At 28.8% G+C, this 22823-nt stretch carries 24 protein-coding genes and 2 pseudogenes; 18 read left to right on the forward strand and 8 right to left on the reverse strand.

What is annotated here, in order from left to right:
- A pseudogene (gene rlmB / locus JJC03_RS00870) lies at nucleotides 1-736 on the forward strand (23S rRNA (guanosine(2251)-2'-O)-methyltransferase RlmB).
- Between the two features lie 34 nt (nucleotides 737-770).
- Here the strand turns inward: rlmB and JJC03_RS00875 are convergent.
- Entirely contained in the window at nucleotides 771-1331 is a 561-nt protein-coding gene (locus tag JJC03_RS00875) for a rhomboid family intramembrane serine protease (protein ID WP_309597712.1), read from the reverse strand.
- A gap of 355 nt (nucleotides 1332-1686) precedes the next feature.
- Here JJC03_RS00875 and JJC03_RS00880 point away from each other — a divergent pair, with 355 nt between their 5' ends.
- Complete coding sequence (locus tag JJC03_RS00880) at nucleotides 1687-2964, forward strand: replication-associated recombination protein A (protein WP_088398209.1); 1278 nt, start codon at nucleotides 1687-1689, stop codon at nucleotides 2962-2964.
- Nucleotides 2965-3338: 374 nt separating this feature from the next.
- Here the strand turns inward: JJC03_RS00880 and JJC03_RS00885 are convergent, their stop codons facing one another.
- Entirely contained in the window at nucleotides 3339-4049 is a 711-nt protein-coding gene (locus JJC03_RS00885) for a C1 family peptidase (protein WP_235873815.1), read from the reverse strand.
- A 419-nt stretch (nucleotides 4050-4468) separates the two neighbouring features.
- Here JJC03_RS00885 and JJC03_RS00890 point away from each other — a divergent pair, with 419 nt between their 5' ends.
- A complete protein-coding gene (locus JJC03_RS00890; RefSeq protein WP_088444279.1) occupies nucleotides 4469-5305 on the forward strand; it encodes a hypothetical protein in 837 nt (278 codons plus the stop codon).
- 49 nt (nucleotides 5306-5354) lie between these two features.
- Here the strand turns inward: JJC03_RS00890 and JJC03_RS00895 are convergent, their stop codons facing one another.
- The 6 genes from JJC03_RS00895 to radC all read right to left on the reverse strand — a co-directional run bounded on the left by JJC03_RS00895 (nucleotide 5355) and on the right by radC (nucleotide 9859).
- Nucleotides 5355-6065, reverse strand: a complete 711-nt coding sequence (locus JJC03_RS00895) for a hypothetical protein (protein WP_235819321.1) — start codon at nucleotides 6063-6065, stop codon at nucleotides 5355-5357.
- A 1-nt stretch (nucleotide 6066) separates the two neighbouring features.
- Nucleotides 6067-6756 (reverse strand): YjjG family noncanonical pyrimidine nucleotidase, encoded by a 690-nt coding sequence (locus tag JJC03_RS00900; protein WP_088444278.1) that lies wholly within the window; start codon nucleotides 6754-6756, stop codon nucleotides 6067-6069.
- 121 nt (nucleotides 6757-6877) lie between these two features.
- Nucleotides 6878-7357: a hypothetical protein gene (locus JJC03_RS00905; protein ID WP_088398871.1), complete on the reverse strand. Its 480-nt coding sequence runs from the start codon at nucleotides 7355-7357 to the stop codon at nucleotides 6878-6880.
- Nucleotides 7350-8549 (reverse strand): ABC transporter permease, encoded by a 1200-nt coding sequence (locus JJC03_RS00910; protein WP_235873816.1) that lies wholly within the window; start codon nucleotides 8547-8549, stop codon nucleotides 7350-7352. The genes JJC03_RS00905 and JJC03_RS00910 overlap by 8 nt, the downstream gene beginning before the upstream one ends.
- On the reverse strand, nucleotides 8546-9175 hold the full coding sequence (locus JJC03_RS00915) for an ABC transporter ATP-binding protein (RefSeq protein ID WP_088444277.1): 630 nt from the start codon (nucleotides 9173-9175) through the stop codon (nucleotides 8546-8548). The genes JJC03_RS00910 and JJC03_RS00915 overlap by 4 nt, the downstream gene beginning before the upstream one ends.
- Nucleotides 9176-9859 carry a RadC family protein gene (gene radC, locus JJC03_RS00920; protein WP_088398874.1) on the reverse strand — a complete coding sequence of 228 codons (684 nt, stop codon included), beginning with the start codon at nucleotides 9857-9859 and terminating at the stop codon, nucleotides 9176-9178.
- Between the two features lie 146 nt (nucleotides 9860-10005).
- Between radC and JJC03_RS00925 the strand changes: the two genes are divergently transcribed.
- From JJC03_RS00925 to JJC03_RS00990, 15 genes and pseudogenes are all read left to right on the forward strand, one after another.
- Nucleotides 10006-11604, forward strand: a complete 1599-nt coding sequence (locus tag JJC03_RS00925; protein WP_235873817.1) for a TonB-dependent siderophore receptor — start codon at nucleotides 10006-10008, stop codon at nucleotides 11602-11604.
- A 17-nt stretch (nucleotides 11605-11621) separates the two neighbouring features.
- Nucleotides 11622-12110 (forward strand): TonB-dependent receptor domain-containing protein, encoded by a 489-nt coding sequence (locus tag JJC03_RS00930; protein WP_374226254.1) that lies wholly within the window; start codon nucleotides 11622-11624, stop codon nucleotides 12108-12110.
- 57 nt (nucleotides 12111-12167) lie between these two features.
- Nucleotides 12168-13289 (forward strand): PepSY-associated TM helix domain-containing protein, encoded by a 1122-nt coding sequence (locus JJC03_RS00935; RefSeq protein ID WP_088444275.1) that lies wholly within the window; start codon nucleotides 12168-12170, stop codon nucleotides 13287-13289.
- Nucleotides 13290-13291: 2 nt separating this feature from the next.
- Nucleotides 13292-13639 (forward strand): DUF6686 family protein, encoded by a 348-nt coding sequence (locus tag JJC03_RS00940; RefSeq protein WP_088444274.1) that lies wholly within the window; start codon nucleotides 13292-13294, stop codon nucleotides 13637-13639.
- Between the two features lie 36 nt (nucleotides 13640-13675).
- Nucleotides 13676-14290, forward strand: coding sequence for a LuxR C-terminal-related transcriptional regulator (locus JJC03_RS00945; RefSeq protein WP_088398878.1), 615 nt, complete (start codon nucleotides 13676-13678; stop codon nucleotides 14288-14290).
- Between the two features lie 472 nt (nucleotides 14291-14762).
- A complete protein-coding gene (locus tag JJC03_RS00950; RefSeq protein ID WP_258932564.1) occupies nucleotides 14763-15170 on the forward strand; it encodes a pyridoxal-dependent decarboxylase in 408 nt (135 codons plus the stop codon).
- Between the two features lie 50 nt (nucleotides 15171-15220).
- Nucleotides 15221-16030, forward strand: coding sequence for a pyridoxal phosphate-dependent decarboxylase family protein (locus tag JJC03_RS00955; protein WP_235873818.1), 810 nt, complete (start codon nucleotides 15221-15223; stop codon nucleotides 16028-16030).
- A 6-nt stretch (nucleotides 16031-16036) separates the two neighbouring features.
- The gene (locus JJC03_RS17075) at nucleotides 16037-16492 is read left to right on the forward strand and encodes a SidA/IucD/PvdA family monooxygenase (RefSeq protein ID WP_258932050.1); all 456 of its coding nucleotides are present in this window, start codon (nucleotides 16037-16039) and stop codon (nucleotides 16490-16492) included.
- 26 nt (nucleotides 16493-16518) lie between these two features.
- Complete coding sequence (locus JJC03_RS17080; RefSeq protein WP_258932565.1) at nucleotides 16519-17358, forward strand: SidA/IucD/PvdA family monooxygenase; 840 nt, start codon at nucleotides 16519-16521, stop codon at nucleotides 17356-17358.
- Nucleotides 17358-17843, forward strand: coding sequence for a heparan-alpha-glucosaminide N-acetyltransferase domain-containing protein (locus tag JJC03_RS00965; RefSeq protein WP_235873819.1), 486 nt, complete (start codon nucleotides 17358-17360; stop codon nucleotides 17841-17843). The genes JJC03_RS17080 and JJC03_RS00965 overlap by 1 nt, the downstream gene beginning before the upstream one ends.
- Nucleotides 17813-18451 carry an acyltransferase family protein gene (locus JJC03_RS00970; RefSeq protein ID WP_235873820.1) on the forward strand — a complete coding sequence of 213 codons (639 nt, stop codon included), beginning with the start codon at nucleotides 17813-17815 and terminating at the stop codon, nucleotides 18449-18451. Before JJC03_RS00965 ends, JJC03_RS00970 begins: the two co-directional genes overlap by 31 nt.
- 79 nt (nucleotides 18452-18530) lie before the next feature.
- Nucleotides 18531-20276 (forward strand): GNAT family N-acetyltransferase, encoded by a 1746-nt coding sequence (locus tag JJC03_RS00975; RefSeq protein ID WP_235873821.1) that lies wholly within the window; start codon nucleotides 18531-18533, stop codon nucleotides 20274-20276.
- A gap of 59 nt (nucleotides 20277-20335) precedes the next feature.
- Nucleotides 20336-20869 carry an IucA/IucC family C-terminal-domain containing protein gene (locus JJC03_RS00980; RefSeq protein ID WP_258932566.1) on the forward strand — a complete coding sequence of 178 codons (534 nt, stop codon included), beginning with the start codon at nucleotides 20336-20338 and terminating at the stop codon, nucleotides 20867-20869.
- An 11-nt stretch (nucleotides 20870-20880) separates the two neighbouring features.
- A complete protein-coding gene (locus tag JJC03_RS00985) occupies nucleotides 20881-21477 on the forward strand; it encodes a GNAT family N-acetyltransferase (protein ID WP_088398883.1) in 597 nt (198 codons plus the stop codon).
- Between the two features lie 213 nt (nucleotides 21478-21690).
- Nucleotides 21691-22805 (forward strand): annotated as a pseudogene (locus JJC03_RS00990) (IucA/IucC family protein); the annotation flags it as partial.
- Nucleotides 22806-22823 lie beyond the last annotated feature (18 nt).

The following is a 22823-nucleotide window of genomic DNA, read 5'->3' on the forward strand; positions in this document are numbered from 1 at the left end:
ATGGAAAAAGACAACCAAATTTTCGGAATTAGAGCCATTTTAGAGGCTATTCAAGCAAAAAAGAAATTGATAAAGTTTTTATACAAAAAGAAACACAAGGAGAATTAATGCAGGAATTACTCAAAGCTCTTAAAAAAAACAACATCAATTTTAGTTATGTACCAGTTGAAAAACTAAATCGTTTAACATCTAATAATCACCAAGGAGCAGTTGCTACTATTGCACCTATTTCTTTTGTCAGCTTAGAAAATTTAATTGAATCTATACTCATAAAGAAAAAAAATCCTCTCTTACTCATTCTTGACCAATTAAGTGATGCCCGTAATTTTGGAGCTATAATTCGTACTGCAGAATGTACTGGTGTAGATGGAATTATTATTCAAAAACAAGGATCTGCTCCTGTTAATGGAGATACTGTTAAAACATCTGCAGGTGCTATATTTAATATACCTATCTGCAAAGTGGATCATATAAAAGATGCTGTTTTTTTTTCTTCAAGGATCAGGGATTAAAACAATAGCCGCAACCGAAAAAAACAGATCATAATATTTATGACATTGATCTAAATCAGCCATTAGCAATCATCATGGGAAGTGAAGATAGAGGAGTGAATCCTTCTATCTTGAAAATTGTAGATGAAAAAGCCAAATTACCGATGTATGGAACAATCTCTTCTCTAAACGTTTCTGTTGCTTGTGGTGCCTTCTTATACGAAACAGTTAGACAGAGACAATAATTAAGAGCTATTAATTTTATTAGTATTAATAAAACTATTTAATCTTCCTTTTTTTATAATTATAAATCACTGGTAAATTAGAAACAAAATAATTCCATTTTTCAAGTTCCAATTCTCTCATTTTGGAACTTGAAATAAAATTACCCTTTCCATCAAAATGTTTCATAAAAGGATCTTTTGAAGAATCATAATCTGGTTTTTGCCAATCATAAATCATTGGCTTCTGGTACAACGGTGAACTATACAACCAACTAAATAGTAATCCTACCAAAAAACCAGACAAATGAGACTCCCATGAAATATGCGTCTCTGCATTTGGAAATATATACCAAATCATTCCTCCATACAACAATATTACAGTAAAAGATAAAGCTACTAAACGGTAATAACGTGTTTGAATGCCTTTAAAAAAAATAAAAGAAGCTAATACATATACCAAACCACTAGCCCCTATATGATAACTCTCTCGACCTATTAACCACGTTCCGATACCGGACAATAAAATCCCATAAAATAACACCTGAAAAGAATTGTCTCTATAAAAAAAACGTAAACTAGCTAACAAAAACAATAATGCTAGTGAATTATTAAACAAATGCCCCAAATCTCCATGTAAAAAGGACTAAACAAAATACCTTTTAGCCCTGAAAAAGTTCTTGGATAAATACCATAATTGGAAAAACTAATCTTAAATTGTTGTTCAATCCAAAAAACAATCCAAAGAAACAACACTAAATATAAAGGCAACAATACTACAGATGGGGTAAACTTAAACTCATGTTCTTTCATATCTCTAAATTATATTATTATAAATCACACCTAATTTTTCTATTTAAATATCAATTAAAAATAAACTAATATCAATATTAATTTAAGACAAAATCCTGATCAAAAAAAGATCCAAAATTGTTTTAATGATTTTTTGTCAGAAATATTTAATTTTACTCCCTATGGAAGCACCACTAGCAGAAAGAATACGACCTAAATCATTAGAAGAATACATCAGCCAAACCCATTTAGTTGGTAATCAAGGTTCTTTAACAAACCAAATCAAGAGTGGCATAATACCATCACTCATTTTATGGGGACCTCCTGGCACAGGAAAAACGACTTTAGCTCAAATAATTGCTCAAAATAGTAATCGCCCTTTTTATGAATTAAGTGCAATCAATTCTGGAGTAAAAGAAGTACGAGAAGTTATAGACAAAGCCAAACAGAGTGGCGGTCTATTTACCTCTAAAAATCCTATTTTATTTATTGATGAGATTCATCGATTTAGTAAATCACAACAAGATTCTTTACTTGGAGCGGTAGAAAAAGGATGGGTAACACTAATTGGAGCAACTACAGAAAATCCAAGTTTTGAAGTCATCCCCGCACTTTTGTCACGTTGTCAGGTATATATTTTAAACGCTTTTAGCAAAGAAGATTTAGAAAATCTACTTAAACGAGCTTTAAAGACAGATACAATATTAGCAAATAAACATATCATCTTAAAAGAAACAGAGGCTCTCTTAAGACTTTCCGGTGGCGATGGTAGAAAACTCCTTAATACATTTGAATTAATCATCAACTCATCTAATGAGTCTCCAATTGAAATCACTAATGAAAAAGTATTACATTTAGTACAAAAAAATACTGTTTTATATGATAAAACAGGTGAACAACATTATGATATAGTTTCTGCTTTTATAAAATCTATAAGAGGAAGTGACCCGAATGGTGCGGTATATTGGCTAGCAAGAATGATTGAAGGAGGTGAAGATGTAAAATTTATCGCAAGACGTATGCTAATTTTAGCTAGCGAAGACATTGGAAATGCTAACCCAACAGCTCTAATTATGGCTAACAACACTTTTCAAGCGGTTACTACAATTGGATATCCAGAAAGCCGAATTATACTAAGTCAATGTGCAATCTATCTAGCAACTTCAGCTAAAAGTAATGCTAGCTATATAGCTATAGGAAAAGCTCAACAAATAGTTAAACAAACAGGAGATTTACCAGTCCCTTTACACTTACGAAATGCACCTACAAAACTTATGAAAGAATTAGGATATGGTGAAGAATATAAATATTCACATGATTACACAAATAATTTTTCAGAACAAGAATATCTTCCTAATGAAATTAGCGAAACAAAGTTTTTTGAACCAGGAGAAAATGCAAGAGAACGAGAACTGCGTCAATTTCTAAGAAACAGATGGAAGGATAAATATAAATATTAAAAAAAATTGTTTAAAAAGAAAATTACTTTTATAAGAAGCACCCCCTACAAACTCTCTTCTTAGTATTAAATTAACATATTCTTCATATCCTAAAAATCTGTAATCTTGTCATTATGACCAAAGGGAGTCCCTAGAATTCTGTCCGAATAAGCGAAGCAAATCACATAATATTCATTATGAGACTCCTCTTCGGTCGGAGTGACAAGGTCGTTCGTTTTTTAGTTTTTGGAGAGTTTCTTTTAGAAAATCATTAATCAACTTTTAAAGATTTTATCCTTTACTACACTCTAACAAAAATTAATTAATAATTTTATAAAAAAATAATTTATTCAATAATAGAATAATAATGATCAAAGAGGCACAACCTTATTCTATTAGATTCCTTGAGGCGTATCTTGTTTAAGATTAGGGAACATAATAGCAGCCCAAACAAAAGCTCCTTGCTTAATTGCATCATAAGTAACATAAAAATAACCCGATTTTCCCCATGTATTACCCCATGAGTTTTGTACTTTAAACTGTTTCGTTAAATCATCATACCCTACAATACAAACACAATGACCTCCTGTTCGTTTTCCATAAACTTTATCCCAAACAAAGTTGTTTTGTGAGATAGCTTGAAATGAAGCATTATAGTTAAAACAAGCTGGAATAGGATAATTTTTACTCAAATAATATTTCAAATCATCTACATTAGTAGCTGTTATATTTTTCCACCCACTAATTTTTCGTTCACTTGCATATTGAAATTGCTTAAAATTAGGTTGAGTATAACAACTTCCTTCTACATAAGGCATCTGCTGCTGACTACATTCTCCTTTACTCTGCAACAAATTCATAGCATCATCTGGCATTGAACCACTAGCACAATCAGACAACTTAATTTGATTATAAACAAAAGCAGCACTCCTAATAGCCCCTTTCCAATCTTTATTATGTATAGGATTATTAATATATCTGGTTATACTATGTGCTGCATAACCAATACCAAAACTTACACAAGAGCCTTCTGTTCCTTGATCACCAATAGGCATAGCAGGTAAAACAAAAGAAGATGGAAGTGTTTCAGTTAATGCTTCGCGCATCTGTTGCGAAGAAAGGTCTGGACGTAAATTCCTTACATGCTGCTTATACTCAGCAGGGGTTAACGGATCAATAGATTTTAAATAAGACTCAGAAAATTCAGGTACTCCTAATTTCCTAAACTCTTCCTTTTTGCTAGTTCTTCATTTTTTTCATTTCTATCTAGCTTTTCTGTCTGACAAGATACAAACAAAAATGTTGAAGCTAATACAGAAATAGAGTTAGTAAAAATTTTTAAAAAAAAGGGGGGTTTCCATTTTACAATATTTTTAGGTTAAGAATAGCGCAAATTAAAAAACAACTTTTTGTTAATAAAAAACAAAAGATAAACTTATATTAACCATAAATTAAAATTAAAAGCAATCATAAATATAAATACGTTAATTTTGTAGAACAATACACTTCAATACCATTCAAAAGCATGAAAGAGATAGTAGAAATATTAATCTTTTCTATTTTAAAAGACCCAAAAATTACCAATAGTTTCTTAAATAACACCCGAACTTGGAAAAGAGCACATTATATTTATCTGTCTGAAATTATTGAATTCGAATTAAAAAGAACTAAATTAATTGACGAGAAAAAAAGATTAGAAATTGGAACTACAATATCTGCTACTACTTTAAAAAGAATTTTTGAAATTAAAAAAGATAAGGTTTATACAGACGATATACGTTTTATAAAAACATTAAATAAACTAGCTATATTTTTAGGATTTCAAAACCTAGATGAATTTATCGTAAATAAGACAAAACCTAAGAACATAAAAGTAGAAAAGATTAATGAAAAAGAAAATTCAGAAAACCAAGTTTCAGTCATTGAAGAAGATTTATTTAAAATGATTAAACATTTCTGTTATTTAGAGCTATATAGCATCAAAAAAGTACCAAATTTTAAAATAGAAGATTTTTACTCAATTCTAGACATAGAAAGCCCTTTATTAAAAAGAATTACAAGAAACTTAAATGAATTAGTACAACAAGGATATATTTACAACTATGAAAATAATCATTCAAACTATGAAATATTCAATTTTAAATTCATCTCTAAAGATGAGAAATTAATAATCATTTCAACTAATGAATATTGGAATTTAACCCTTACCAATCCTAATGGAACAAATACACAAATTGTAAACTTTACTAATGAACAAGTTTATTTTATTAAGAAAATCAACAATCAATGGAAACTTTGGGATAATTTCAATCCTAATAGCGACAAGATTATTGAGAATATAAAAGAAAAAGCTAAATTATAATACTTTGACAACGAAAAAGCCCCCTATACTAAATTTTAGGGGGCTTTATTTAAAACTTGATATCTATTTTCTCTGAGAGTACTTTTTCTCCGTCTATAAATTCAAAAAAGAAATTTTGTTCTTTTTGAATTACTATACCATTACGATTTTTAAAAACGGTTAAAAAAACCAGAGGATTAGCTGTTTTATATAAAACCAAATTTTCATTAGTTATTTTATCTATTACTTTATAATAAAGCTCCGTTTTTTCTGTAATCACTTTAGTCTCTGTAATTACCTCTTTATTCATTTCTTTTAACTTAGCTTGAATAATTTCTTCATCAAAATCTTTACCCGAAAACTTATAATTAGATTTGCTAAAAGAATTTAAGGCCTGAATTGTAGCTAAATTATAAGCTGTAGCAATATCTTTCTCTCTACTTTCACCTAAATCAGTAGTAAATAAAAGATTTCCTCTACAATCTTTAAACTCAAATTTAATTTTGGTAGAAAAAATTGTATTTTCCTCAATTCCATTTACTAAAAGCTTATTACAATTATAATCTAAAAAATCTTCAGGTAATTTTTCATTAGATAAATATGCTTCAAATCCCTTTTGTTTTAAATATACTTTAACAGTAGAATTAATCCTATACTGATTATCTTCATTCTGAAAAGCAAATTTGGAAGGTATTAATACTATCTTATAATCATTTAATGATTGTCCAAAACTCATTAACGAAATGAAATTCATTAAAACCACGACTAAATTTTTACTCATTTTAAAATTTATTTTTCAATTCAACTAAAAAACTAATTTGTTCTATATTTTCTTTAACAGGTTGGCAATTTGGATTATAATAAATAGCTTCAATTCCAAATTTCAAAGCACCTTCAACATCAGCTTGGATACAATCTCCAATCATAATACTTTCTTCCTTTTTAGCACCTGCTCTTTCTAATGCGTATTCATAAATTAATTTATTTGGTTTTTTAGCACTTGCTAATTCAGAATTAGTTATAGTATAAAAAAAGTGATCAATACCTGAATTTTTGATTTTTTTAAATTGTACATCGGCAGCTCCGTTAGTTATTATATGTAAATTATATCTTGGATAAAGGTAGTCAAGTACCTCAATACATCCTGCTATCAAAGAATTATTAGTAGGCAAATTAACAATATAATCTTCTGATATTTTAGCAATTAAAAAATCTGAAACTTCCATCTCTAATCGTTCAAAAGTATCTTTTAATCTTCTATAACGTAATTCCTCATGAGTAATTTCATCCATTTGGTACAATTTCCAATATGCCTGATTAATAGGATTATAAATCTTAATAAAATCATTAATATTTAATTTTGGAAATACTGGTTCTAAAATTAGTTCAAATGTCTTTTGTGAATTTAAATCAAAATCCCATAGTGTATGATCTAAATCAAAGAATATATGTTGTATATGATCATATTTCATTTTTTATAAGTCTTAATTGCTATTTTTTTCGTTATTATATAACTCTTTTCAACAAAACTTTTTCATAAATGAATAAACACGATTAATAAAAATTTCAAATCTATAGAGGCTCCGCTCCTTACTACTCTCCTTTTAAGATTACTACATCAACTAAATTGTACATCCAGTTATCCACATCTGTTTCATTAATCTTTAATATTCCTGATATTGTTACATATTGATCTGTACGAAGTTTTTTCTTCCCTTCTTTAAATTTTAAACCAGCTATTGTCTCTGGTCCTGCTTTTCCGCAAAAAAAACAAGAAGCAAAAACATTTTTACTAATTGCATAATTCACATTATCAATAGGAACTATAAATCCTGAAATAATTACTTTTTTATTATTTCGAATTTTAATTTCAGGGCTAATTACAGGATAATCAATCATTCCATAATCTTTATGCTGCTTTTTGACAAATTTAATATACCCTAATTTTTTCCATGTCAAAGTATCATTTGTAACTGTTATTTTTTGAAACGTTTTCTGAATATTATTATTTGCTTTTTTAAAACTTACTAAGGTAAAACTAACCATAGCAATCAATACAATCCATTTACGCATTTGCTAATGTTTTTGACAAATTCATTTTATATGCTTTCATAGCGGGAATTAAAGCTGAAATAACACCTAGTAAAAAAGTTATTACTAACAATAAAATTTCTTTTTCCCAAATAAATTCAAATGGGTTAAAACTTATTTTAAAATCCTCTTCTGAAAGTTTTGAAACTATTTTTAGGGCAAATCTACCAATTATCGTTCCAAAACAAAAACCAACTAAACATAAAAACATACTTTCTAATAAAACTAATAACATTAATTGTCTTTTAGTTGCTCCTTGTAAACGTAATAAAGCAAATTCATATTTACGTTCTTTTAAGCGATTATAAAGGGTTATAAAAATACTAAGACCTGAAATAATCATAATACCATAAGCTAAATAAGATAATGCTTGAATTCCAACCCCAAATAAGGTAAATAATCTATTAATTTCAATTGCAGGAGAAACTGCTTGCATCTTAGTATTAGACGCAATTATTCGTGGCCACATCATAATAGCCATTTTATTTCTTAATTTTAATAAAACCGAGGTAATTTCTTTCGATTCTTTTTCAGTATGTTCTACTTCATTCACATGATTAGTTTCTTCATGTACTCTCCAAACACTTTCAATAGAACACAAAATTACATTGTCTATAATTTTACCTGTAGACTTTAATAATCCAACAACTTTAAAGGGTCTTGTCTGGTGCTTTTCCCCTTCTTTTGCTTCTCCATGTATACTATAAAAAGTATCTCCCTTTTTTAAATTCATTCTTTTTGCAACAGTAGCTCCTACAATAACTTCAAAATCATTTAATTTTTTTTTACCGTCAATTATTTTAGCATCAAATTTATTCAAATAATCTACAGTAGTTCCTAAAATTTTATAACCATCATAGTTATCTCCAAAAGCTAATGGAATTGCTTTCTCTACAAAAGGATGACGCATCCATACTTTCGCAGAATCATAATTAACATTACCTGTAGGAGCATCTACCTGGTATACAGAAGATAAAACTAACTGCAAAGGACTTCCTTGAGCTCCTAGAACTAAATCAACATCATCAGCATTAGATGAAAATTGATCCTCAAACTGCTTTTGTAATAATATTAAAAGTGTTATTATTCCCACGCTACTAGCAAGAAGTATAATACTCAAAAAGGTATTTAAAGGTTTAAACCAAATATTTCGCCAAGCTAATTTTGCTATCATATTAATCGGATTTGATTTGGAAAACGATCTTTTAAACGAGCATCATGTGTAACTACTATCATTGCTGTTTGATATACCTTAGCTATACTTTCTAATAAATCAGCTAATATCATTACATTTTCATCATCTAAACTAGAAGTAGGTTCATCTGCTAAGATTACTTTGGGCTCATTTATCAAAGCTCTTGCTATAGATACACGCTGTTGTTGTCCTAAACTTAATTGATAAGTCTTTTTATAAAAATGATCCGATAATCCTAAGTGATTTAAAATTTCTTTTGCTTTAATCGTTTCCTCCTTTTGTTTTCCAAAATAAGAAGCTATCAAAACATTTTCTAAAACATTTAAGGATTCTATAAAATAATTTTTTTGTAAGATAACACCTATATTTTTTCCTCTAAAATGATCTCTTTCACTTTCATTTAAAGATTCTAGAGCACAATTATCAATTAAGATTTCACCTGATTCAGGTAACAATAAACCTCCTAATAAATGTAATAAAGTAGTTTTACCAACACCTGAATTCCCTGTGATTAAAAGAACTTGAGATGGGAAACAGCTAAAATCAGGAAATTGCAATTTTTTATGATTAGAATAACTATACTTTAATTGTTTGATTTGTATCATTTATAACAGATTTTCATCAGCAAAGCTAAAATACGCCTTTTCTGTTATTATCAAATGATCTAAAACTAAAATATCTAAATGTTTCCCTGCTTCTATTATTTTTTTAGTCAACTTTATATCCGCTTCACTAGGATTAAGTCTTCCCGATGGATGGTTATGTAATAAAATTATCCCTGTAGCAAAATGATCAAATGCTAACTTATAAACTAATCGAGTATCTACAATAGTTCCTGTAATTCCTCCTTTACTGATTTGTGTCTTATAAATTAATTTATTCGAATTATTTAAGAATAGCACCCAAAATTCTTCATGAGGTAATTCCCCTATTACGGGCTGCATTAACGAATATACTTGCGAACTAGATGTTATTGTTGTAATTTCTTCTATCGCTTCTTCTTTGCGCCTACGTCCTAATTCTAATGCTGCGGCTATAGACAATGCTTTTGCTTCTCCAACTCCCTTAAACTCTATGAGCTGTTGAATGGATAATTTACCTAACTGATTTAAATTATTATTTGCAGAAGCTAAAATACGCTGGCATAACTGTACAGCACTTTCGTTACGAGTCCCTGAACCTATAAGAATAGCTAATAACTCAGAATCTGACAGAGCTATTTTCCCTTTTGTTAAAAATTTTTCACGTGGTCGATCATCCTCGGCCCATTGATTAATTGGCGTATACATATTTATCTGGTTTATAACAGATTACAATTTAATATCTTTTTTTTAAAAAATCATCAATTTTTTTATTTTTATTTATTCTAAATAAACTTGTTTTTTATTTTTTTTATAGATTACTTTGTTTTTATTTTTAATTAATCTAAATAAATATGTATAAGTCTATTTTAATTATTCTATTAGCCACTATGTCTATATACACATATGGACAAAAAAAAAGAATCTACAAGGATTCGATCAATAGCATAAAAGAAATTGCAATATCTGGAACCGCAAACAAATTTGCTTCTAATAAAGTTTCTAGCAGTTTAAGATTAAAGACTGAGATTTCAAAAATTCCTCAAAACATTCAAATTGTAACGAATGAACTTTTAAAAAACCAGAATATTACTACAATGATGGAAAATGTCACCCGTAATATAAGTGGTGCTCAAATGAATGAACATTTTGGCAATTATGCTAATATAAATATGAGAGGTTTTAAACTTCCCTCTTTTAGAAATGGGATGAATATAGATATTGGATACGGACCATTAGCAACTGATTTATCTATGGTAGAGAATATCGAATTTGTAAAAGGTCCATCTGGCTTTATGACTTCAGCAGGAGCACCAAGTGGTATTTATAATGTAGTAACTAAAAAGCCTACTAAAAAACCAGTCAATGAAGTTAGTTTCTCAGGTGGAAGCTTTAATTTTTATAGAGCCTCCTTAGATTTAGGAGGAGCATTAACCGAAAATGGTAAGCTTCAATACCGTTTTAATAGTATGTATCAGTATTCCGAAACAAATAGACAATTTGAAAATAATTCTAGATATAGTATTGTTCCATCATTTAAGTATGAATTTAATGATAATACATCAATAACAACTGAATTTACTTATCAAAAGGCAAAACAAATGCTAAGTGCATCATATGTTTTTGCTCCTGCTGAAAAAGGACTTGGAAGTTTAGATAGAGACATTTCTCATATAGATCAAAATTATCCAAGTTCAGATATAGAAGAAGTAAATTTATTTATTGACTTCAATCATAATTTTAATACTAAATGGTCTATCAATTCTCAATACATGATTATGCAGTACAAACAATTGGGTTATACGAATTGGGTTTATGCTATACATCCTCTTGGTTATACCCAAAGAATGCTGAACAACTTTGACACCAAAGCATTAAATGAATTAGCTCAAATTTATCTAAACGGGGAAGTAACCTTTTTAGGAATAACTCACAAACTTTTAAGTGGTATAGACTATAAAAAACTAAACAGTAAATATGATTGGTCACATATAGCTACTTATGATCCAATCCCTTTTAATCTTTTTCAACCGTCTTATGGTAATGCGGTATACCCTAAATTTGATAGAAATTTAGAATTAACCAATATTGGTAGCGGAACAGAATATACATCAGTTTATGCACAAGATGAAATATGGTTGTTAAACAATAAACTTAGAGTAACTCTTGCTGGACGCTATTTTAATGGAAAAACAAATGATGATTATAAAAATGAAATTACTATTAAAAAAATAACACCCAGAGCAGGAATTAGTTTTGATTTAACAAAAAATTTCACTCTATACTCACAATATGACAATTCTATTATACCAAACTATGGTACCAATAGAACAGGAAAAACATTTGATCCAGAATATGCTAATAACATTGAAGCTGGATTTAAAAAATCCTTTTTAAAAGATAAATTAAAAACTACTATATCCGCCTATCAAATTACGAAAAAAATGTATTAGTAACAGATCCTTATGACATCAACAACAAATTACAGATAGGTAAAGTACGATCTGAAGGTCTAGAATTTGATATACAAGGACAACTATCCCCTCAATTAAACATTGTCTTAAATTATGCCTTTACAGAAGTAAAAACAATAGAAGACACAAATCCTTTAAACATTGGCAAAAGAATTGAAGGTCATTCAAAACACACAACAAATGGATGGATCAATTATAATTTTAAAGAAGAATCAATCTTTAAAGGTTTTGGAACTATGTTAGGCTATCAGTATTTAGTAGATCGTTCTACATCTAATTGGGGAATGGATAATAAAACCATATTACCTGATTACTTACGAGTAGATACTGGAATCAACTGGAGATATAGAGGATTAAATATAGCATTAAATGTAAATAATCTTTTCAACAAATATCTTTATTCTGGAGGAATAGCAGGGACAATTGCTTATTGGCAAAGTGAACCAGGCAGAAACTGGAGAGCTATGATAACTTATAAATTTTAATAGTATAAAAAACTTTTAGGCACTTTTAATTAAAAGTGTCTAAAGGTTAACAGAAAGATGAAAAAAAATAGTTTTAAACAAAAAACACGAAAAATACATCTTTGGTTGGGGCTAATCTCAGGCATTATTGTTTTTATCGTGGCTACTACGGGAGCTTTATATACGTTTAAAGAAGAAATTCAAACTTGGAATCAACAACATCCTAAAGTCAAAACACAAAATAGTCTTCTTTTAACTCCTAGCATATTAAGGAATATAGCTACAAAAAAATTTCCAAATAAAGAAATACATGCTATAAAATATAATGGTACTAATAAAGCTGCTGAAATCATATTTTATAAAGATTCTCCTAGTTATCATATTGTATTATATCTAAATCCTTATAATGGTAAAATCATTAAAATAAGTGATCTAAATACAGGTTTTTTCCATTTTATATTTGAAGGTCATATGTACTTATGGCTACCACATTCTATTGGACAAATTATAGTAGCAACCGCTACATTACTTTTTATGTTTTTAGTTATTACAGGAATCATACTCTGGTATCCTAAACGAAATAAAGAAATTAAAAAAAGAATATGGTTTCAATGGAAAGAAGGAATTAAATGGAAAAGAAAAAATTTTGACCTACACAATATAATCGGATTCTATACTTCCTTATTTGCATTAATTTTTATTATTACAGGATTAGTTTGGGGATTTCCTTGGTTTGGATATTTATACTACAAAGCTATAGGCGGAGAAAAATCCATGATTTATCAAGAACCTACTGCTTTTTATAAGAATAAAAACTTAAAAAACAGCTCATTATCTCTAGACAAAGCTTGGTCTATCATGAAATCAGAATATCCTAATGCTCAATCAATTGAAATACATCCACCTCTAAATGATAGTACTTCTATAGCTTGTAATTCTAATTCGGAATCTAATACTCTTTGGAGAACAGATTATCGCTATTTTGATCAATATTCTTTAGAGGAAAAAAAAGTCAATCATTTATGGGGTCAACTCAAAGATGCTGACAATTCAGACAAGCTTTTACGTATGAATTATGATATACATACGGGAGCCATTGGTGGATTAGCAGGTAAAATTTTCGCATTTTTAATAAGTCTTTTAATAGCATCATTACCAATAACAGGTTTTTTAATTTGGTGGGGACGTAAAAATAAATAATTATGTGTTGCAACTTTTCAATCATTAATCAAACAAATAATGGTATGCTCATCTTTTTAAAAGGCTGCCAAAAATACCAACTAACTTTTAACAATCTAAACTTTAGTATGTCTGCTGAAGAATTAGATGCGTTTTATAAGTATTTAAAAAGAATGAATCCTGTCTTTTGGGAAAGAGAGTATGAACATTCTGTATACGAAAAAAAGATTCCTATCCCTACTCTTCAAGATAATTTTATCATTATGATAAATAGAATAGAATTATTTGAACTTCAAGTTTTAACAAAACCTAATAAAACTGAATTTTTCAAATTAGTTGAAAATGACATTTTATCCATAAACTGGAATTAAATTTTTTATTCAATAAATCTATAATTTTATTAATGCTTGAAAACAGTAGCCATATTAGACACTCCAAGCTTATTTCGAAAAGCTTTTAACTCCTTTATACATAAATTACTAATTAAATCTAAAAATTATGAATTAGATACTTTTTATCAATTAGAAAATTTAACACAGAAAATAATCATAAACTATCTTTTCTTTGACCCTACTAGTCTTAATAATGATTCACTGAATCAAATTATTCATCTAAAACAAGAAAATAAAATGATTAAACTCATTATTATGACTTCTAACGAAATCTATCTCAAGAATCATACAACAATAAAACCAAACATTATTAACTCAGTTGATGCTATTATCAGTAAAGATTGTTCTGAATCTCAAATCATAGAACTATTTCAGTCTATAGATAAAAATGAAGAATACTTTCCTTCAAAAAGTTTTTACAAACCACGAGATTTCAATTTAACAAAACAAGAACATTGCATCTTAAAAATGCTAACAGAAGGTAAAACTAATGAGCAAATTTCAAATAAACTATGTATCAGTATTCATACTTTTCGCACACATAGAAAAAACATTATGAAAAAAATAGGTGTTAATACAACTACCAATCTAATTCTTTATAGCTTAAAAAATAATATTATAAATAATTAAACTTTTAAATTATCATTATATAAAGCCTTCTGGATTAAATCAAGAAGGCTTTATTATTTTTATTAAAACATTTAAAATACCCTATATCGGGTATTAGTATACTATCATGAAAGTAAAAAAAAACCAATAATAAAGGTATTGATAAATCAATTTTCTAACTCTTACTTTGCTTAGTAATTTTTATTTAATCTAAATAAATCATGAGCGAATTGATTTCAACTATTAAAACTAAACCTAAAAAAGGAAATAAAAAACTATTAAACAGCAACTTACACATTTTTTCTGAAAAAACCGAAAACTTGAGTATTTACAAAAAAAGTATGAAAAAAGCTGTAAAGCAAATCATTAAAAATAATGAAAAAGAATAACTCCTTATACAGGCAAAAGTATTTCATCCTTACAAAAATTAATAAATAAAATAGACTTATATGACAATGACAATGGTCTACCTTTAAGTAAAGTACTCAATGAAATTCAAAAAATATACCTTGATGATTGCATTCTTTTTCACCATCCAAAATATGTAGCTCATCTAAATTGTCCTATCCTTACTCCTACTTTAGTTGCAGAAGCTTTTATTTCTTCTCTAAACTCCTCCATGGATACTTGGGATCAAAGTACAGGTGGAACATATATTGAATTAAAATTAATTGAATGGACACTTGAATTATTAAAATATCCTAAACAAGGTGAAGGTATTTTTACAAGTGGAGGCACACAATCTAATTTAATGGGGCTCTTATTAGCTAGAGACCATTACATTAAAACAAGATATAACATAAATCCTGTTATGGAAGGGCTACCAGCAGAAGCATCAAAATTTAAAGTACTTTGTTCTGAGGTAAGCCATTTTAGCCTAAAAAGAATCTTAGCCTATTAGGTTTAGGACAAAATGCTGTTGTACAAGTTCCAGTAGACAAAAACTTTAAAATGAACATTCAGGAACTTAAAACCAAAATAGAACAACTAAAAACGAATGGAGATATACCTATAGCTATAGTAGGAACAGCTGGTACTACAGATTTTGGTTCAATCGATCCGTTAGAAGAAATAGCAATAATTGCGAAAGAAAACAATCTATGGTTTCACGTTGATGCTGCCTATGGTGGAGGTTTATTAATTAGTGAAGTACATAAAAATAAATTAAAAGGAATAGAGCTTTCTGATTCTGCCACAATAGACTATCACAAAACTTTTTACCAACCTGTTAGTTCCAGTGGTTTTTTTATGCGTGATAAATCATTTGTTGACTATATAAAATACCATGCTGATTATTTAAATTCTAAGGAACAAGAAGAGGAAGGAATTCCTAATATGGTTAAAAAATCTATTCAAACAACTAGACGATTTGATGCGCTTAAATTATGGTTTACACTTCGCTGTATAGGTGTAAAAGGTTTAAGTTCATATCTAGAAACAGCTATAGAAAATGCACTCTACACAGCTAGTGTATTAAAAAACAGAAATGATTTTGAAATTATTCATCAACCAGAAATCAGCGCAATCGTTTTTAGATATACTCCTTTTGAAGATCAACACAATTCTTCCTACTGTAATTTAAATTCGTATATAAGAAAAGCCATTTTTAATGAAGGAAAGGCTATTATAACCAGTACGAAAGTGAACGAAAAAGTTTTTCTAAAATTCACTCTTCTAAATCCTTTAACAACTACAAATGATATAGATGAAATCATTGATTTAATCACTTATCATGGTCAACAATATTCAATTAAAAATTAAAATCTCATGAAAAATAAAACGTATGACTTTATTGCAATTGGCGTAGGCCCATTTAATCTTGGCTTAGCTTGTCTAACAAATCCTATAGAGAATTTAAATGGTTTATTTTTTGATAAAAATGAATCATTTGATTGGCATCCTGGAATGCTTTTGCAAGACACTACTTTACAAATTCCTTTTTTAGCTGACTTAGTTACACTAGCTGACCCTACAAGTCCCTTTAGTTTCTTAAATTATATAAAAGAAAAAGGGAAAATATACTCTTTTTATATTCGTGAAAACTTCTTACTTCTACGTAACGAATACAATCAATATTGCCAATGGGCTATAAATAAATTACCTAATGTTTATTTTGGCAAAGAAGTAACCTTAATAGATTACAATGAGCAAGAAAAAATCTATTTAGTTACTGTACAAGACACTAAAACCAAAAAGAAAATATTTATGCTTGTCGTAAGTTAGTTTTAGGTACAGGAACAACGCCATACATTCCTAACTCATGTCAATCACTCAAAAGCCAAGCTATACATTCTTCTGATTATTTAGCTAATAAGCAAAAACTTCAATTAAAAAAATCTATTACGGTTTTAGGAAGTGGTCAAAGTGCGGCCGAAGTTTTCAATGATTTATTACAAGAAATAGATATCTATGGCTATCAACTAAACTGGATTACTCGATCTCCTCGTTTTTTTCCAATGGACTATAGCAAACTAACCCTTGAGATGACTTCTCCTGAATACGTAGATTATTTTTATAATTTACCTGAAGAAAAACGAGATCATTTAATTCAAAACCAAAAAGAATTATATAAAGGAATTAACAAAGACTTAATTGGAAGTATTTTTGACACTATATATTATAAAAAAGTCTTACATCCCATTGATGTCAATTTAAGAACTAACGCTGCCTGTATCAATTCTAAGTACAATCAAATATCACAAAAATTTGAATTAGAACTTCATCATACGGAACAGGATAAAAATTTTGAACATACCACAGAGGCTCTAATACTAGCAACTGGTTATTCTAGCACTATTCCTTCATTTATTAATGAAATTCGTCATAAAATTAACTGGGATAATAAAGGACGCTATGCAACTAACCGTAATTATACTATTGACACAGAAGGTGATACAATTTTTGTTCAAAATGCTGAATTACATACACATGGTTTTGTAACTCCTGATTTAGGAATGGCATGCTATAGAAACTCTTATATTATTAAAGAAATCACAGGTAAAGAAATTTATCCTATTGAAAAACAAATTGCCTTCCAACAATTTGGCATTACTGAAACAGAAAAACAAAAATCAAACCTAGAATTATAATGGGATTGACAAACAATAGAATTGCTGCAATAGATTTTACTAGAGGTATAAGTGTCTTTTTTTTAGTCATTGTACACACAATGCTTATATACGGTACACTCAAAACCCAAACAGATACAATAATAGGTCAAATAATAATTTGGCTAGGACGCGGAGCTGCTATGTATCTTATTGCTATGGGAATAGCATTTACTTTTTCTAGAAGACAATCTTTTTATGCCATTATAAAAAGAGCTTTATACATATTGTTTATAGGCTATTCATTAAATTTTGTAAAATTTATAATCCCAGAATTCATATTTGGAGGCTTACCTTATCGTTTTTTAAATGCTTATCATTTAAAAACACAAACACTCCAAACAGAATTATTTTTCTTAGGACTTGGAGATATTTTACAATTAGCAGGATTAAGTTTAATCCTCATTGCTTTTATTAATCAAATAACAAATAGTAAATGGATATATTTCTTTTTGGACTCTTTATAATTGTAATATCCAAAGAAGTCAGCGGAATTAATATAAACATCATAGGGCTTGAATATGTAACGGATTTATTCTTTAGCAATCAATACAATGTATACTTTCCTGTATTTCCTTGGAGTGCTTTTATCTTTATCGGAGTATTCCTCGGTAAACAATTAAAAGAAATAAATAATGACACCCAGATATTCTTTAAGAATCTAGCGTTACAAAGTTTGGGTTTAATTTTGTTAGGGTTCATACTTGTATTCACAAATTACAAATATCATTTTGGAGATTATTACCACCTAGGACCTGGAGGTACTATCATTTTACTAGGTATTATGATGCTTTCTTTTTGGATATCTAACCAACTAGTTAAGTTATTTAACCCTAACTCTCGATTCTTCAATACAATAATTTATTTAAGTAAAAACACTACTAGCATTTACTTTATTCAATGGACTCTAATTAATTGGGGAATGTATGTTTTTGGATTCTGGAATTTAGATCAATGGCATGTTTTAGGGCTCATTATCTTATTTACAATATTCACTTTAGCACTTAATATTCTATACCGAAAATTACAGTCACTCAGCATTATATCGTTTGAAAAACAACCAATAAGTAGTTAAAAATGAAAAAAACACAGTAAATACCACATCAGAAATTATATTTTCTACTCTAATAAAAGGGTTAGGAACAATTGATTTTGTGCCCCTTAATATCCCTATCCATATTCCTATTATTCACGATTGGGTTAATAGAGAATATGCTCAATATTGGGGAATGATTGGTAAAAACGTAGATGAAATTAAAAATGAATATGAGAAAATCATACAACATTCAGAAGTCTTTTTAGGAAAAGTAAATGGCGAAGTTTCATTTCTATTAGAGAAATATAATCCTAAAAAGGATCCTATATCTGATTATTACAAAGTAAAGGATCATGATTGTGGTATCCATGTAATAGTAGCACCTACTAATAAACCCATTCATAAATTTACTTGGCATATTTTTACTTCTATAATGAAATTTATTTTCTCTGATCTTACAATTGAAAGAGTTGTTGTAGAACCTGATATTCGAAATGAGAAAATGTTTAAAATATGCCATCGAATTGGTTTTAAAGATGGAAAAATAGTGGAATTACCTCATAAAACAGCCCGATTATCTTTTTGTACTAGAAGGCAATTCATTAAAACAATGGATTCAGAAAATACTACCTCATTAAATATATCAAAATTATTTAATCAAATTGAAAATCCTGAAATTGCCACTACTCATATAAAAGAAGAAACTTGGTCACTAGCTAATAAATTATTAGTTAAAAAAGCAATTAGTGAATTTTCTCACGAAAATATTTTTACCCCTACATTTATTTCTTCAGAAAATGGGATAGAAACCTACCAAATCATCAGTGACAATAGTGAAATTTCATACAGCTTTCAGGCAAAAAAACTAGCTCTTAACCATTGGCTAATTAATGAAAATTCAATTATTAAAAATTATAATTCAGAAGAAAAAATAGATGCCATCCTATTTTTCAATGAATATAGAAATACCATTGGTATTTCAGAAGAATTATTCCCTTCTTATATAGAAGAAATAATCAGCACACTACAAAGTAGCATATATAAATTAGACAAAGATAGTCTAGCTTCTTATCAATTAATTCATGCTGATTTTCAAACCATTGAACAATCTATGAACGAAGGGCATCCTGGTTTTGTTGCTAATAATGGAAGAATAGGTTTTAATAGTACTGACTATCAAGCCTACACTCCTGAAACGGGCAATCATTTTCAATTAGTTTGGTTAGCCGGTAAGAAAGATAGAACCGTTTATGCAGGTACTCAAGAATTAGATTATGACACCCTAATACATCAAGAATTAGGAGATGAAACTATTGATATATTTAATATCATAATTAAAGAACACGGAAAGAATCCATCCGACTATTTCTTTATGCCAACTCATCCTTGGCAATGGTTTAACAAATTAGCCACTATTTTTTCTCCTGAAATAGCACAAGGTAATTTAATTTGTTTAGGTTATGGACCTGATTATCATCAAGCCCAACAATCTATTCGAACATTGTTTAATGTGAGTCATCCTCAAAAATTATATACTAAAACATCTTTATCTATTTTAAATATGGGATTTATGCGTGGACTTCCTGTTTACTACTTAGGGAGTGCACCTGAAATGGCAAAATGGTTAGACGATTTACTCAAAAATGATAGTTACCTACAACAAGTCCGATTTAGTATGCTAGGAGAAGTAGCTTCTATTAGTTATATTAATCCTTATTTTGAAAGTTACGGAAAACATAATCCTTACAATAAAATGATTGCTTCATTATGGAGAGAAAGCCCTGTAAAATACCTTCAAAAAGGAGAACAATTAATGACAATGGCTGCATTGCTACATCTTGACAAAAAGGAAATGCCTTTTTAACCGAAGTAATCAAAGCATCTAAACTAAGTACTGACCAGTGGTTAAAAACTTATTTTTCAATTTATCTTACCCCTCTTCTTCATTGTTTTTATGAATATGATCTCGTTTTTATGCCTCATGGTGAAAACTTAATTTTAGGCTTGAAAGATCACGTTCCTGTTCGTTCATTTATGAAAGATATTACGGAAGAAGCGGTCATTCTAAACCCAACAATTCAACTTCCCAAAAACTTAGAACGAATGTATGCCGAAGTACCTGAAGAAGTAAAATTACTCTCAATATTTATTGACGTTTTTGATGGTTTCTTCCGTTTTATGGCAGGTATATTAGTCTCTCAAATACAATATGATGAAAATCGCTTTTGGAATCTAGTAGCAGAAAGCATTCAGGAATACCAACAAGCACATCCACATTTAGAAACTAAATTTGAAAAATACGATCTTTTTGCTGCTGATTTTGAATTGTCCTGCTTAAACAGATTACAACTCAATAATAATAAAACAATGATTAATCTTGACGATCCCGTAGCCTTATTACAATTCCAAGGTAGAATTTCCAATCCTATTGCTCCGTACAAAAAAGTAATAGCTTAAACAAAGACCGTATGAACAATACACAGCAATCAAATCAGAATATAAAAAACATCATTTGCTTTAGTAAAAAAATAAATGGATTAGGGGCTTTTGAATTAAGAAAGTTTGACCTAATTCACGATCTACCTATAATTTATGAATGGGTTCAAAAAGAATATGCTATTTATTGGGGAATGATGGGTTTAAGTTATGATCAAGTTCTAACTATTTATCAAAAACTAGTAGAAAACACTTACGTATACATAGGCCTTTTTGAAGGAAAAACTGCTTTTTTATTAGAATGTTATGATCCTCAAGAAGACATCATAAAAGAACATTATCAAGTGAATAAAGGAGATATAGGAATGCACATCTTAGTAGCCCCTCCTGATAAAAAAATAAGTGGTTTTACTTGGCATATTTTTAAATTCATCTTAGACTTTATTTTCAGTGATTCTAATGTAAAACGGGTAGTTGTAGAACCTGACGCAAAAAATAAAAAAATTCACATTTTGAATAAAAAAGCAGGATTTGTTTTTCAAAAAATTATTGAATTACCACATAAAAAAGCACGATTAGAGTTTTGTACAAGACAACAATACTATAATGCTATGACAGAGAAAAATTAATCTTAAAGCTTTTTCAATGAGACTGTCCGAAAAGGTAAAACTGCTTATCTAAATTAAAAGAAAATTCAACAGATTTTTTTCAAATTAATTGATACAGTTAGATAATAATTATTAAGATTTACCCCTTAGTACTTTTAAATAACAAACTAAATATTGATTCTTTACTTTTCGGACATTTCTTTATAAAATAAAATTATGAATACAAAAACATACATGGCTAATATTCTGAAAGAAAACATAAACCATCTAAAATCAGCTAACTGGGAAAAGGCAAATAAAATTCTTATCCGAAAAGCTATTTCAGAGTTTACACATGAAGCCCTCATTAATCCCATTTATAATCAGAAATTAAACAAATACTATGTAAATACCATAAACAATGAATATACCTATAGTTTTACTGCTGATTTAAAAGCTCTTAATCATTGGTACATTCCTTACGAAAGTATTACAAAACAAGATTGTAATGGGAATCACATCCCCTTGTGTCTAGTTAGCTTCATAATAGAATTTAAAGAAGTACTAGAAATCCCAACTGATTTATTACCTACTTATCTAGAGGAAATCAATGCCACTCTTTATAGTACTGGTTATAAAATTACGAATGAAAAAATTCTTGCTAATGAACTCCCTAACACAGATTATCAAACCATTGAACACGCTGTTACAGAAGGACATCCTTGTTTTCTAGCTAATAGTGGTAAAAATGGTTTTAGCAGTATAGATTTTAAAACCTTTTCTCCTGAAGCTAATAATTCTATTCAATTATTATGGTTAGCAGGACATAAAAGTTCTGCTCAATTTTCCTGTATTGAAACACTTAATTATGAGCAATTACTTAAAACAGAATTAGATATTGACACTCAAATTCATTTTGAAAAAGTATTAGAATCTGAAAAAGTAAATCCTAACGAATATTATTGGTTTCCTGTACATCCTTGGCAATGGGATAATAAACTTACTTTAATTTTCACTAATGATATTGCTCAAAAAAAGTTAATTCCTTTAGGTTTTGCTCCTGATTTTCACTCTGCACAACAATCAATACGTACTTTTTTTAACCTTACTAATCATAATAAATATTTTACAAAAACAGCTTTATCTGTTGTTAATATGGGTTTTATGCGTGGACTTTCTCCTTACTATATGGAGAGTACTCCTATTATAACCACTTGGTTGGAAAACCTCATAAAAAACGATTCTTTTTACAATCAAAAGGATTTACTATTTTAGGCGAAATTGCCACTTTAGGTTATCGTAATATTTTATGGGAAAGCCTTGGTAGAAATATTCCTCACAATAAAATGCTAGCCACTCTTTGGAGAGAAAGTCCTATTACAAAACTT

The organism is Flavobacterium oreochromis (assembly GCF_019565455.1).
GTDB lineage: Bacteria > Bacteroidota > Bacteroidia > Flavobacteriales > Flavobacteriaceae > Flavobacterium > Flavobacterium oreochromis.

What these genes read in the sequence shown, in the direction of transcription:
- JJC03_RS00880 (WP_088398209.1), top strand. Translation starts at nt 1,687, where the DNA reads ATGGAAGCACCACTAGCAGAAAGAATACGACCTAAATCATTAGAAGAA.
- JJC03_RS00885 (WP_235873815.1), bottom strand. Translation starts at nt 4,049, where the DNA reads ATGCGCGAAGCATTAACTGAAACACTTCCATCTTCTTTTGTTTTACCT.
- JJC03_RS00890 (WP_088444279.1), top strand. Translation starts at nt 4,469, where the DNA reads ATGAAAGAGATAGTAGAAATATTAATCTTTTCTATTTTAAAAGACCCA.
- JJC03_RS00895 (WP_235819321.1), bottom strand. Translation starts at nt 6,065, where the DNA reads ATGAGTAAAAATTTAGTCGTGGTTTTAATGAATTTCATTTCGTTAATG.
- JJC03_RS00900 (WP_088444278.1), bottom strand. Translation starts at nt 6,756, where the DNA reads ATGAAATATGATCATATACAACATATATTCTTTGATTTAGATCATACA.
- JJC03_RS00905 (WP_088398871.1), bottom strand. Translation starts at nt 7,357, where the DNA reads ATGCGTAAATGGATTGTATTGATTGCTATGGTTAGTTTTACCTTAGTA.
- JJC03_RS00910 (WP_235873816.1), bottom strand. Translation starts at nt 8,549, where the DNA reads ATGATAGCAAAATTAGCTTGGCGAAATATTTGGTTTAAACCTTTAAAT.
- JJC03_RS00915 (WP_088444277.1), bottom strand. Translation starts at nt 9,175, where the DNA reads ATGATACAAATCAAACAATTAAAGTATAGTTATTCTAATCATAAAAAA.
- radC (WP_088398874.1), bottom strand. Translation starts at nt 9,859, where the DNA reads ATGTATACGCCAATTAATCAATGGGCCGAGGATGATCGACCACGTGAA.
- JJC03_RS00925 (WP_235873817.1), top strand. Translation starts at nt 10,006, where the DNA reads ATGTATAAGTCTATTTTAATTATTCTATTAGCCACTATGTCTATATAC.
- JJC03_RS00935 (WP_088444275.1), top strand. Translation starts at nt 12,168, where the DNA reads ATGAAAAAAAATAGTTTTAAACAAAAAACACGAAAAATACATCTTTGG.
- JJC03_RS00940 (WP_088444274.1), top strand. Translation starts at nt 13,292, where the DNA reads ATGTGTTGCAACTTTTCAATCATTAATCAAACAAATAATGGTATGCTC.
- JJC03_RS00955 (WP_235873818.1), top strand. Translation starts at nt 15,221, where the DNA reads ATGAACATTCAGGAACTTAAAACCAAAATAGAACAACTAAAAACGAAT.
- JJC03_RS17075 (WP_258932050.1), top strand. Translation starts at nt 16,037, where the DNA reads ATGAAAAATAAAACGTATGACTTTATTGCAATTGGCGTAGGCCCATTT.
- JJC03_RS00965 (WP_235873819.1), top strand. Translation starts at nt 17,358, where the DNA reads ATGGGATTGACAAACAATAGAATTGCTGCAATAGATTTTACTAGAGGT.
- JJC03_RS00970 (WP_235873820.1), top strand. Translation starts at nt 17,813, where the DNA reads ATGGATATATTTCTTTTTGGACTCTTTATAATTGTAATATCCAAAGAA.
- JJC03_RS00985 (WP_088398883.1), top strand. Translation starts at nt 20,881, where the DNA reads ATGAACAATACACAGCAATCAAATCAGAATATAAAAAACATCATTTGC.